At 62.4% G+C, this 13793-nt stretch carries 3 protein-coding genes; all 3 read left to right on the top strand.

Annotated elements, in window-relative coordinates; all coding sequences use genetic code 11:
- Positions 1-3 precede the first annotated feature (3 nt).
- From AC5SSZ_RS08610 to AC5SSZ_RS08600, 3 genes are read left to right on the top strand one after another with little or no spacing between them, the layout of a single operon-like run.
- Positions 4-4926: an Eco57I restriction-modification methylase domain-containing protein gene (locus AC5SSZ_RS08610; protein WP_495437874.1), complete on the top strand. Its 4923-nt coding sequence runs from the start codon at positions 4-6 to the stop codon at positions 4924-4926.
- A 1-nt stretch (position 4927) separates the two neighbouring features.
- Complete coding sequence (locus tag AC5SSZ_RS08605; protein ID WP_495437873.1) at positions 4928-11332, top strand: DEAD/DEAH box helicase; 6405 nt, start codon at positions 4928-4930, stop codon at positions 11330-11332.
- Positions 11329-13512, top strand: coding sequence for a UvrD-helicase domain-containing protein (locus AC5SSZ_RS08600; RefSeq protein WP_495437872.1), 2184 nt, complete (start codon positions 11329-11331; stop codon positions 13510-13512). The genes AC5SSZ_RS08605 and AC5SSZ_RS08600 overlap by 4 nt, the downstream gene beginning before the upstream one ends.
- Positions 13513-13793 lie beyond the last annotated feature (281 nt).

Here is a 13793-nt window from a genome sequence, read left to right as displayed (position 1 = left end):
CGGATGGATCTGATCGGTATTGAAAACGAAGCCGAGTTCTTCCCGTCCGGGACGCTCTCAGACGTTCTGAAGGAAGAGCTTTCCGACATCACAGCCCGGTGGGCGGGCCTTGAGAAGTCAGCCCATCCGATCGAGCGGTTGTCCCAGGTTGCAACCTCGACCATCGAAGCCCTTCGACAAATCCGGAACAGTTCGGACGCGGATCGCCGAACAGAATTGACCCGGGAGATGCACCACGCCCTTTTAGGCGCACTCGGGTATGCTTGGAAACGTGATACTGCGTTCACCGCTCTGGCAGGCGCACCGATTATTCCACTGATCTCCCGGGTGGCGGACGCAGCCGGTCGGGATGCGCTCTGGATCATCGAGTCGCCCCTTCCGGACGCCGAGGACGAGGCTGCGGACCCGCTCGGTGCGTGTTTTGCGCCGGATCAGTTTCCCACCGATGCAGGCGAAGCGGCGCTCCTGGACCGAACGATCGAGTCCATTCTGGCAGAAGGGGTGTTCGAACTCGCCGACGGGCCACGCCACGTTCTTGTCCTCGGCCTTTCGCAGATCGTTCTGATCGACAAAAGGAAATGGCCGGCGAGGTCTGTCCTCCGCTTCGATCTTCAGGAAATCTTCGCCCGCTCGGACCGGGACACGCTGACCGTGATGGCCTGCCTGATTTCGCGGGAGGCCCGGGTGCCGGAACAGGGTGCACCGATCTCGGACCGGCTTGAAGAGGAGGCGCAGCGGAACGCCAACGCCGTCACAACCTCGCTTAAGCGCACAGTTCGGGACGCGATCGAACTCCTCGGTCAGGAGGTTCTGACCGTCACCGGCGGCAAGAACAAAGACGTATGGATCGACGGGCCGGAGCTGTCGCGCGAAGCCCTACGTTATATGTACCGGCTCCTGTTCCTGTTCTACGCCGAGGCGAACCCACGGCTGAACCTGCTCGACTTGAAGAACCCGATCTATGCGACGGGTTATTCCCTGGAAACGCTGCGCGATCTGGAATCCGTTCCTCTGCGCACGACGGCAGATCGGGAGGGAACTTTCCTCTGGGAAAGCCTCCAGCGGACGCTGACGCTTCTCTATACCGGGCTTGATCTCGCCGATGAGGAAAAGGGCAGCGGGCTGCGTCTGCCGTCGGTGAAGGTATCCCTTCTGGACCCGGCGAGCACGCCGCTTCTGAACGGGCTGATGCTGCGCAACGAGGCGATCCAGAAGGTGATCCGGCTCCTTTCGCTCCGGTCCACCGGCAAGAGTACGGGCCGGATTTCCTACGCCAAGCTCGGGATCGGCCAGCTGGGCGCGGTCTATGAAACCCTGATCTCCTTCACAGGGGTCGTCGCGAAAACAGACCTCATCGAGCTGAAACCTCGCAGGGGCCGGTCGAATGACGTGGTCAACGACGGCGAAGAGGCGGACACCTCGGAACCGGACGATGAAGTCGAGGAAGATCTGTTCGGGGATGACGACACTGAGCCGGACGAGGCCTTCCGCCGCGACAAGGTCGATCCGCTCGCCCCGAGTTGGTTCGTGCCCCGCAATCGGATCGGCGAATTCGCCCCGGAAGAGATCGTGTTCAACGGGTCGGAGGCGCTGGTCTATCCGAAGGGGACCTTCATCTACCGCCTCGCGGGCCGGGACCGGGAGAAGTCCGCCTCGTATTACACACCGGAGCCGCTCGCCCGCCTGCTGGTGAAGCATGCGCTCATGGAGCGGTGCCGAGACCTGACGGCAGACGAGCTTCTGGACCTGAAGATTCTAGAGCCCGCGATGGGGTCCGCAGCCTTCCTGGTGGAGACCACGAACCAGCTCGCGGACCTCTACCTCGAGCGGAAACAGAAGGAGACGGGCCAGACGATCCCGCAGGACCGGATCGTCCTCGAGAAACAGCGGGTCCGGGCTTATATCGCAGACCGAAACTGTTTCGGGGTCGACTTGAACCCAATCGCCGTAGAACTCGGGGCCATCTCGCTCTGGCTGAACAGTCTTCATGCGAGCGACTTCTCACCGTGGTTCGGCGACCAGCTCCATGCCGGGAACTCCCTGATCGGCGCGCGCCGGGCCGCCTATGCCCCCGCGCTTCTCAACGCAAGGTCCCAGAAGGACCTCTGGCTCACCGCGAAACCCGACGAGATCGGCTGGCGCAAGCGCCTGCCGGAAAACCATGTCTGGCAGTGGCTGCTCCCCGCCAAGGACATGGTGAACTTCGACAAGGACAAGTCGATCGCACCATTCGCGGGTGATGCGCAGGACCGGATCAAGGCCTGGCGCAAGGACGGCTTCTTCAAGAAGCTCGAACCCCACGAGGTCAAGCTGGTCCAGAAACTCAGCCGGGTCGCCGAGGCGCTGTTCGATCAAGTGGCCGAGGATCTCGGCAAGACCCGGACCGCGGCGAATGACGCGATCACGCTCTGGCCGGACAAGGTCATCGCCGGAAACAAGGGGCTCGACTTTCACGCCAAGGAGAAGCTGAACGCTCACCTGATTGGGGCGGATCACGCGACGAACACGCTTCCCTATAAGCGGCTCAAGACGGCGATGGACGCGTGGTGCGCCCTCTGGCTCTGGCCGCTGGACAAGGCGGACCAGCTGCCCAGCCGGGCCGAGTTCCTTCAGGGCATGGCGATGATCCTTGAAGGGGGATTTACCCCGGACGGATCACTGGCCGCCCCCAGCATGGACGAGTTCGCCGATCCGTCGCCAGATTTCCTTGATCTGATGGAGCCGGACGCACCCGCACGCGACCTGTTCAAGGCGGCCGCAAAGCGACAGGACGGGCTGTTCCGCGAAACGAATGTCGAGGCGCTGATCGAGACCTTCGACTGGCTCGGCGTCGCGGTCGAGGTGGCCGAGCGTGAGCGCTTCGTACATTTCGACCTGATCTTCGCCGACGTGATGAAGGCGCGTGGCGGGTTCGACATGATCGTCGGGAACCCGCCCTGGGCCAAGCCCTCGTGGAACGAGGGGCTGGTGCTGGCGGATATCGATCCGCTTCATGCGGGGCTGTCGGCGTCGGACGCGAAGAAGGTCCTGCCCGAGGCGCTACCAAAGGCCCCGTCCGTGCGGCGCGAGGGGCGGACGGTTCCGGCGGTCGAGGCCTTCCTTCAGGACTTCGTGTCGACCCGGGGGGCGATGGAGGTGACCTCGTCCGAGGTGATGAACCCCTTCGCCGGGGGCGGGTCGAACAACCTCTATCGCTGTTTCATCGACCTGTCGTTCCGGCTGGTCGCCCCGCAGGGCTATGCGGCGCTGATCCATCAGGACGGGCATCTGGGCGATCCGAAGTCGGGGGCGTTCCGGCGGCACTGGTATGCGCGAGCGGCAAAGCACTTCGAGTTCAGCAACAAGATGACGACGAAGGTCTTCGCTGAAGTTCACCACGAGCTCAAGTTCAGCCTGAACGTTTACCGCGGCGAAGCGCGCGACGTTGATTTCGAAAAGTTCACGCACGCGTTCCTGCCTTCACAGATCGAGGACTCCTACTCCGACCAGGACGGTCTTGGCGAAATTCCCGGGATTAAGGGAAAGGATGGAAAGTGGGACACGCGCGGGCATCGTGACCGCGTCATGCGGATCGATCGCGACGCGCTTTCCGTGATCCATGCCCTGTCCGAGGAACAAACGGTCCCAGTCGAAGAGGCCCGGCTGATCCAACCGCACTCGGCTCGAACCCTCGACGTGTTCCGCCAGATGGCGAGATTCCCCAAATTGGATGAGGCGATCCCAAAGGTTGAGCGCAGGGTTAGCACGCCTACGGGCGAGCGGATGGTAAAGATTCCGCTCTGGCAGATGTCTGCACATTGGCATGAATCTGGCGCGCAGAAGGATGGAAGGATCCGAAGAGAAACAGCCTTCCGCTCTGCTGATCAGATGATCTTACAAGGACCGCTTTTCCATGTTGGTAACCCACTCTACAAGACACCGAAACCTATATCACGCACGAATGCCGACTACATCGTCATCGATCTAGCCACTGCGTCCGAACAGTACCTCCCACGTACAAATTACGGACCTGCGACGACCATAGGCGACTATAGGAAACACATGGCAAGGTGTCGATGGGATGCGAGTAAGAGACACGCTGACTATTATCGGGTTGCTGTCCGAAAAATGATTGCCCTGAATGGCGAAAGGAGTCTGATCGGAGCCCTTATTCCGGTCGGAGTCTCGCACGTTGACTCGGTGCAAAGTATTTCATTCGAACGAGACACAGACCTCCTGAATTTCCATGTTTCATGCTGCTCGATCCTGTATGACTTCATCATCAAGTCATCTGGGCGCCAGAATTTGCATGATGATGACGTTGGGAATTTTGCATGGGTAGAAAATGAAAGAACTGCGGTCGGTCGAGCATTGCGTCTTGCCTGTTTGACTTCGGCCTATGCGGAAGTCTGGGATCGCCATGCCCATACGCTGGACGTCCTGCCTTGGTCCTCCACTGACCCCCGCCTCCACCTCGAAGGCCCGGTGGAAGGCCCGGCCACCTGGGACCGCACCGCAGGCCTCCGGACCGAGTTCGCTCGTCGCATGGCGCTGGTCGAAATTGACGTGCTGGTCGCACAGGCGCTCGGCCTGACCCTCGACCAGTTGATCGAGATCTACCGGATCTACTTCCCAGTCCTGCAAGAGAACGAGGCAGGCACCTGGTACGACCAGAACGGCCGGATCGTCTGGACCTGCTCCAAGGGTCTGCCCGGCGTCGGCTGGCTGGACGACCGCGGCAAGAGCCCCGGCCGCGCTGCCTGGGAGAAGATCCTCGCCGACAACCCGGCGGAACTGACCTGCACCGCCATCGACGACACGATGCCCGGCGGCCCCCGCACCGTCACCCGCCACTTCGTCGGCCCCTTCACCCAGTGCGACCGGATCGAGGACTACCGCCGCGCCTGGGCCCATTTCGAGCGGCTGAAATCCGAAGAGGCCGCCTGAGATGAACCCGATCCTCCTCGCCCGTCATGTGCAGGACAGCCTGCGCGAACTGGTCCACACGACGCTGAACAGCACGAGCCCCGCCTTCGAGGGGATGGTGGACCGGTTCATCGCCGAGCCCGCGAACTTCCTGAAGGGGCCGTGGATCTCGGTCGACATGCCTTTCCGGCAGATCGACGGGGCGAAGGAGGGGACGTGGGCACAGCCCTTCCCGGAAGTGCCGCTGAAATTCGCGCCCTATCAGCACCAGACGGACGCCTTCGCCCGGCTGAGCGGGACGACAATGAGATCGACGCTGGTCGCGACCGGGACCGGGTCGGGCAAGACGGAATCCTACCTGTGGCCGATCCTGGATCACTGTCGGCGGAACAAGGGGAAGCCCGGGATCAAGGCGATCCTGATCTACCCGATGAATGCGCTGGCGACCGACCAGGCGCGCCGGATCGCGGCCGCGATTTCCAGTATCCCGTCCCTGAATGGGGTCCGGGCCGGGATCTATGCCGATAAGGAGCCGAGTAACCCGGCCCATGAGGTGACCGAGGACAGCGTGATCACGCATCGCGAGACGATGCGGAAGAACCCGCCCGACATCCTGCTCACGAACTACAAGATGCTGGATTACCTGCTGCTGCGCGGCCGGGACAAGCCGCTCTGGGCGCAGAACGACCCGGAGACGCTTCGGTTTCTGGTCGTCGACGAGATGCACACTTTCGACGGTGCGCAGGGGGCGGACCTTGCCCTTCTGCTGCGCCGCCTGAAACACCGCTTGAACACCCCAAAAGACCATCTGATCTGCGTGGGGTCTTCGGCCACGCTCGGCGCGGGTGAAGACGCGAAGGTTGATCTTCGGCGCTATGCCGAGACGATTTTTGGGGAACCCTTCGATGAAGGGGCGGTGGTGACTGAGACCCGGAAGACGCCGAACGAGGTGTTCGGGGATCCGGAATATCTCGAGCGGCCGGACCCAGCGGAAATCCACGCGGCCCTGCGCGAAGCGGAAGAAATGAACCAGGCCGCCGCCGCGCATCGCCTGGCGACAGCCCTGTTCCCGGACCGGGCCGATCGGGACCTCGCCTTCCTCGACGAGGGCGATGCCGCCGACCCAGCCTGGCGGATCGCGCTTGGTGACCGGCTGAAAGAACACCATCTCTGTCAACGCGTCCTCAAGATCATCGCCGAACATAACGGTCCAGCCTCACTTGAGGTGATCGCCGCCGGGCTAGGGCAGGTCCGGGTCCTTCGGGACTGGTTCGAGGCGGATCATCGCGCGCTTGCGGAACTGGTCGTGGCGCTGGTCGCATGGTCCCGGTCCGGTTCGGCCGATAGTCCAAGGCCCCTGTTCAACGTCCGGCTTCAGCTCTGGATCCGCGAAATGGCGCGGATGGTGACGAATCTGCCCCGGACCGAGGCGGGTGGCGTCAGGTCCCAGATGGACCTGTTCCACGCCCTCGATCTCGACAGGCACGCCCTGCGTCGTTCGCTCCCGATCGTGAACTGTAATCGCTGCGGGGCCACCGCCCATGTAGGGCGACTGAACCCGAACTCGACCGCCTGCTGGGCTCCGCTCGAGCAGCTCTACGAAGAGTTCTTCGATGACAACGCCGGCGGAAAGATCCGGCTTTTCTATCACGAGACCCTTGATCGGATGATTCCGGCGGTGGGCGGCGGTGTGCGGATCGTAAAGGGGCTTCTGGACGCCGAAAGCATCGAGTTCACCCCGTCAGACCACGACAATCTCGAAACCGGACCCGCCGCACCGGTCTGGATGTATGACCCGACGGATGCAACGACGGGGCGGATCGACCGATCCTGCCCGGCCTGCGGTCAAGCGCGCGGTCTCCTGCTTTTCGGGATGCGGGCAGCCCGCTTGACGACCGGGATCACGGGGACCCTCTACACCTCGGCACAGAACGAGGAAGAGCCAGAGGCGAAACCGCGCTTTCTCATGTTCTCGGACTCGGTGCAGGATGCGGCGCATCGGGCGGCAGTGGCCGAGACCCGGAACGCCCTCTCGGTCTACCAGAAATCTCTCTTCACCGCGCTTGAGGAAGCTGAAACTGATGGGATGAGCCTCGCGGAGGTGATCGAAACCGTTCCTGCCGCGGAGCTCGAAAAACATGGGCCGGATGCCTTCACCGCGCTCTATATTCCGAAAGAGCAGACCTGGCGGAGCCGATATCAGGACCTGATCCGGGCCGGGAGCTCGATCACCGACACGGGTTTCCTTCGTCATATGACGTTGCGCCTCGGGTGGGAGTATTTCGTTGACCTGAGTTATCGGTCGCATTTCAGCCACACGCTCGAAGCGAACGGCATGGCCACAGCGGATGTCTCCAGTGATCTTCTCAGCGCTTCTGCGGAGCGGCTTGCCCGCGAGCTCAAGAACGACCTTCCCGGTGCCCCGGACATTGATCCGGCGGTTCTTACCCGGTTCCTTTCGGGTGTTGTACAGCGCATGCGCCGCCAAGGGTCTGTCGCGCATCCCTATATCGCCAGCGCGATTGCCACGGCGTCGGGCGCTCGCGGCCTGAACTGGTTCGCGGCGGCGTCCCAAATCGGGGTCGGCAGGACCGGAACGCTACCGTTTCCGGACAGTCGGCGCGGCCTTGCGCCCATCCCGGTAACACTGGCTTACCCACCGATCGGGTTCGAGCGTATCACGAAATCGCAGGGGGTAAGCTGGTATCGGGACGGGCTGTTCCGGACCCTGGGTCCGGAAGATCTCCGCTATGGAACCGAACCGGATACGATCTACCCGATGGTTCTGCAGCGCCTCGAGGCCGACAGCATCCTGCGCCGCGTCAACGGTCCGGACGGGCAGAATCGGCACGCCTGGCTAATCGACCCGGACAAGATCACGGTCACGACCAGGGCGATCGGGCTCACCTGTGACCGCTGTGGTCGGCAGGAGACGGCCCTCGCGGAGAACGAGGCCTTCGCGGCGGGATCCCCCTGCACCAAGATCGGCTGTTCCGGGCATCTCGTGGTGGCGGGCATGCCGCCGCGCCCGGCTCTGCGCCGATCCCTTCAATCCGACCGGAACCACCGGGTTGTCGCGCGCGAGCATACCGGCATCCTCGAAACCGATGAGCGTCTGAGGGTCGAGACCGGGTTCATCAACGGCGAGACACGGTGGGCCCCGAACCTTATTTCCGCGACCCCGACCCTTGAGATGGGGATCGACATCGGCGACCTTTCGACCCTGCTTCTGGGCTCGGTGCCCCCTGAGGAGGCGAATTACGTCCAGCGTATGGGCCGAAGCGGACGCCGCGACGGGAATGCCTTGAACATGGTCCTCGCCAATTCGCGGGCCCACGACCTTCAGTTCTGGGAAGATCCGACTCCGATGCTCGCGGGCCAGGTGCGCCCCCCAGGGGTCTTCCTCGCAGCGGAAGAGGTCCTTCTGCGTCAGGTCACGGCCTTCACCCTTGATACCTATGTCGCGGCCACTGCCGAGGCAGGGGATTACGGGAAGGTGCGCGATGTCCTGAAACGCCGCTCCTCCGGGGCGACGGAGGGCTTCCCCATTGAATGGCTGGATCTGGTCCAGGCCAGGGGGGATGAGTTGGCGACAGCCTTCCTGGCAGGGCTTCCGCCAGATGTTCAGGCGCGCACCGATCTGGTGAACCGGGTTCGCGGCTTCCTGACCGGGACCGATGAAACCTCGATCGGGTGGCGGATCGGCGCGGCATTCGATGGCGCTGCCGCCGAGAAGGCTCGACTGATCGAGAAGCGCGAGGAGGCCACGAAGGAGCTTACTCGGCTGCGTAAACGTCGCGCCGAGCTGACCGATGACGAGTTCGAGAAGCGCGAGGGCGAGATCGCGCGGGACCGGACCGAGATCAACCGGTTGATCCGGAGCGGGATTGATGACGTGTCGGTGATCAAATTCCTCACCGACAAAGGGATCCTGCCGAACTATGCCTTCCCGGAAGAGGGCGTAAAGCTCACCTCAATCCTGTCGCGCCGCAACGATCCTTCCAAAACCGCGTCGAAGGACGAGGATGGGCTTCTCTATGTCGAGTATTCCCGCCCGGCCAGCTCGGCTCTGGCAGAGTTCGCACCGGGGCAGTACTTTTATGCAAACGGGCGGCAGGTCGAAATCGAGCGGATCGAGATCGGGAAGGAAGATCTGAGCCGCTGGACCTTCTGTCCCTCCTGTTCCCATGTCGCGGATCGGATCGAAGGCGCGGAAACCAGTACCTGCCCGCGCTGCGGGGATGAGATGTGGTCCGACTCCGGGTCCAACCACGATGTCGTCCAGCTCAAATCCGTGATCTCTGTGGACAGCGAGGAGAAGGCAGCGATCCGGGATGGGGATCAGCGGGACCAGCGTCAGTTCGACCGGGTTCTGATGCCCTTCCACGGGCCGGAAGACATCGCCTCTTCCTGGTTCACCACTCGGGAGAGCGGCGCGCCTTTCGGATTCGAGTTTCTGCCCCACTGTGCCTTCCGGGACTTCAACTTCGGGCCGAAATCAGCACTTCCGGGCCCGAAAATCGCCGGGGAAAAGCGACCGGCGCAGCCGTTCCGGATCTGCCGACACTGCGGCACGCTCCAGAAACCGCCGAAGGATGAGGCGGATCGCGGGACCCATCCGCCAAGCTGTAAAGTCACCCGCGAACCGGATCTCGCCCGCGAGAGGTGGGAGACCGGGGTCTTCCTGATGCGGAAATTCGACACCGAAGCGATCCGGATCGTGATCCCTGTCGTCGGTGAGGCGGATGACGATGATCTGAAAAGCTTCGTCGCCGCGATCAACCTCGGCATGCGCCGACATTTCGCGGGGAAGGTCGATCACCTCCGCTCCACGATCTTTGAAGCCCGGCTCGACGGGATAACCACCGTCCGCAGCCTCTACCTGTATGATGCGGTCCCGGGCGGGTCCGGGTACCTGCGGCAGGTCGGAGAGCACCCGGACACGATGAAGGCGGTGATCAGTCGCGCGGCTGAGGCGCTTCGGGACTGTCCCTGTAACCAGGAACCGGATCGGAACGGCTGCTTCCGCTGCGTGAAGCCGTATCGGTCCCAGTTCGGACCTGGTGAACCGGATCGGGATCGCGCCCGTCAAATGATGGAAGCGATCCTGCAGAAGTGGGACAGCCTAAGCCGGACCGAGACCGGGATCGACGCGTCGATCCGGGATGCCATGGTCGAAAGTGCGCTCGAGAAGCGACTTCTGAACGCCCTTGCGACGCGGTATGGGGACGATGCACTGACCCCGCAGGTTCTCTCGGGTGGACGTCGCGGTTTTGTACTGCGCGCAGGCCCGAAAGACCGGCCTCGGCTCTGGACGATCGAACCCCAAGTGCAGATCGACGCCCGTTTCAAGGGTCTCCCCCGCAAAAGGGTCGACTTCCTTCTTACACAGACAGGTCAAACCGGGGCGGTGCCCGTCGTTCTTGAGATGGACGGCCTTGAGTATCACGCCGATACCGTTGCCCAGGACTTACTCGATCGGATGTTGATGATCCGGTCCGGTCAGGTCCGGGTCTGGACCCTCGCCTGGGCAGACTTAGACGCGGAGAACCGGTCCTTCCTGAATCCGCTCGCGGAACCGGCCTTGAGCGCGGAAAAGGTCGGGCGGCTCTCCCGGGTGTGCGCCTTTCCGGGCTTCTCAGATCACATCGACGGTGTCCGTGCTCTCCAGGGGGAAAGCTCCCTCGAGGGGTTCTGGTGCCTTCTGGACGGCAAGAGGGATGATGATCTTCCGAGCCGGTCGATCTTGACCCGGGGCTTTGTCGCGACCGGGCGTCCGCTCGACCAGCTGCCACGCCAGGCCTCCCTGACGGAAGAGGGGCGGCAGTTCCTGCTGACACCGGGCCTGACAGAGCATATCGGTGCGGGAGTGCTCGACCTCTATCTGTCCTGCAAGCAGATCTCTCCGACGGAATGGGCGGGAACAGACGAAGATATTCGGCTTCTTCTGCGCGCTGAACTTCCCGATCCGGGCAACGAGCCTGCGGCGAAAGCCCTCTATGCCGAGGCCTGGCGTGGACTCTGGCGGCTCGTCAATCTGTGCCAAGGGTTACGCGGTTTCCACGTTGAATTGGCGGGTCTCGAAACGCTCTCGCCACCCGATATGTCGGTCGGGACCGGACCGACCGATGCGGACACCGAAGCCTGGCTCGAGGCTAGGGCCCTTTGTGATGACCTGTTCCATCCCCTGATCGACGCGCTGGTCGCGGCGGAAGTGCCCGGCCCGGATAGTTTCGGGGATGACCTCCTGGTAGAAGGGCGGGTTGTGGGGATGATGGAATTCGGCTGGGAAGCAGCCGGCGTCGCGATCGCGGAAAAGCCATGCGAGGTGGGAAGCTGGCGGCTCATCCCGTTTGATCCGGAGAGCGATCCAATCGGCGAGACGGTCACCAAAGTTATCCAGGCACTACAGGAGATGAACACATGATGAACGCGATCAACAAGCGGGTCTCCTATGACATCGGTTGCATGAAAAGCCTGAGAAAGCTGCCGGACCGGGTGGCTATCCGGTTCATGGATCTCATGACAAAATACATGTCTGACCCGTCCGCGAACGGATTGAATCTCGAGACTGTGGAGGGCGCGAAAGACAGCTCGATCAAGTCGCTCAGGGTCGATCAGGGTTACCGCGCGATCGCGTTTGAGGTCGGCCGCGATATCATGTTTGTGCACGTCAACGAGCACGACAAGGCCTACCGATGGGCTGGAAACCGGCGGGTCAAACTGGATCCGGACACGAACCGGATCCGCGTCGTTGAGGAACTCGACGTAACCGTCGTCGAGGCGGAGCCCCAGGGTGCGGACGAGCCGCGACTCTTCGCGGCAGTCGCCGATAAACGACTGAAGGCCCTCGGTGTTCCGGGCGAGGAACTCCCCGCCGTCCGCGCCCTTACTTCGATCGAGGGGCTCGAAGCGGAGGAAGAGGGGTTCGACCCGCTGACCTATCAGATCCTCTACGCACTCGCAGCAGGCTATTCAGACGAGGAGGTCTATGCACTGACGGGCGTTCCGGAAGAGACGGAAGCCGTCCCGGAAATCCCATCGGCCGACTTGACGTTCGATCAGATGATCGAGACTGAAGAAAGCCGCCAGACCATTTTCATTCCCGAAGATGAAAAGGAACTGCGGCGCGTCTTCGAGGAAGGGCTCGAAGGCTGGCGCGTGTTCCTGCACCCGGATCAACGCAAGCTTGCTTATCGGGATTATAACGGCCCGGCTATGGTGCGCGGAGGCGCCGGGACCGGGAAAACCGTCGTCGCCATGCACCGGGCGAAGCACCTGGCCGATCAGATCAAACAGGATCTGACCCGGGCCGGTCAAAGGGTTCTGTTGACCACTTTCACAACCAGTCTCGCACAGGATATCGAGGCGAACCTCCGGACCCTCTGCCCGGAGCATCTGGAGGCGCGACCACCTCGGATCGAAGTGATCAACCTCGATCGCTGGGTCTCGCAGTTTCTCAAGCGGAAAAGCTTCGCGCGTGAGGTCGCGTTCTTCGGGGAGGCGCGTGAACGGCTGGATCAGGTCTGGAGGGAGGTGTTCGACGACCATGAGCTTCCCGAGGGTCTTTCGGAACCGTTCATCCGCGCGGAATGGGCCCAGATCGTTCAGGCGAAGGGTCTCATGGATAAAAGGGCCTACCTCAAGGTATCCCGGGCCGGACGCGGAACCCCGCTCGATCGCCGAAAACGGGCCGCCCTCTGGGATATCTTTGCTGATTATCGCGCCCGGGTGGTGAGTGAGGGGCTCGCCGAGCCGGATGACGCTTATCGCGAAGCGATCGAAATCCTGTCCTCCGAGGCCCCGAACCTTCCCTATGCGGCCGTGATCGTGGATGAGGCGCAGGACATGGGCGAGCAGGCCTTCCGTCTGATCCGGGCAATCATCCCGGAAGGCCCATCCGGGGATCGAAATTCCCTCTTCATTGTGGGCGATGCGCACCAGCGGATCTATGGGCGCCGCGCCAGTATGGCTGGCTGCGGGATCAACGTGCGTGGCCGCTCTAAGCGGCTCAGGCTCAACTACCGGACGACTCAGGAAATCAGGTCGTGGGCTGTGTCGGTGCTGGAAGGCGTCAGCGTCGATGATCTCGATGAAGGCAGCGATACCCTCAAGGGCTATGTCAGCCTCCTGCATGGTGTGTCGCCTGACCTGGTCGGCTGCACTTCGGAAGTCGAAGAACTGAAAGGGATTTCAACCTGGGTTCGCAGTCTACCATCGGAAAACGTTCGACTTTCGGATATCGGAATTCTCTGCGCGCGACGCGCGGATGTTGACCGCGTTGGCGCGGCGCTGCAGGCGGAGGGTATCGAGACGGTGGTTCTCCAGGCTGGTGCTGATGACCGGTCCGTCCCCGGGGTCCGTATCACGACGATGCACCGCGCCAAGGGGCTCGAGTTTTTTGCCGTGGCGATCCCCTTCCTGTCAGAGGCAGCTTTCCCACCGCCCGGCGCCCTGAAATCGGCCGTTGATGCCGCTGATCGCGAAGATATCGTCATCCAGTACCGCTCCCTTCTGCACGTCGCCGCTACCCGGGCGAAGAAGGCGCTCCGCGTGTCATGGTCCGGCATACCGACCGGGCTGATCAGTGACAGGCTTCAGAAATGACCTGAAGTTCGCGACATTCGACAACGGATTAGGTTCGCAGCTCTCGACTTGGCGGTCGAACGGTTAAGGTAAGGGGCAAGGAATGCGTAATACACCTAGTGAAGACCGCGGTCCTGGGGATGGTAACGGGATCCGCCGAGCGATCGCCCTGAGCGCGCTTCAGCAGAAAACATTCGCTGAAGCGGAGCGGCTGGAAGCCGGTGGCTTCGATCCATTAAGTTGAAAGTGAACTTCCTACGCTTCCCCGAGATGGGCGGAATGGCTATGTATGTGAGTTGCAG

This window comes from Phaeobacter sp. CC-HEC084, from assembly GCF_059429255.1.
This window is presented reverse-complemented; position numbering and strand designations above follow the sequence as displayed.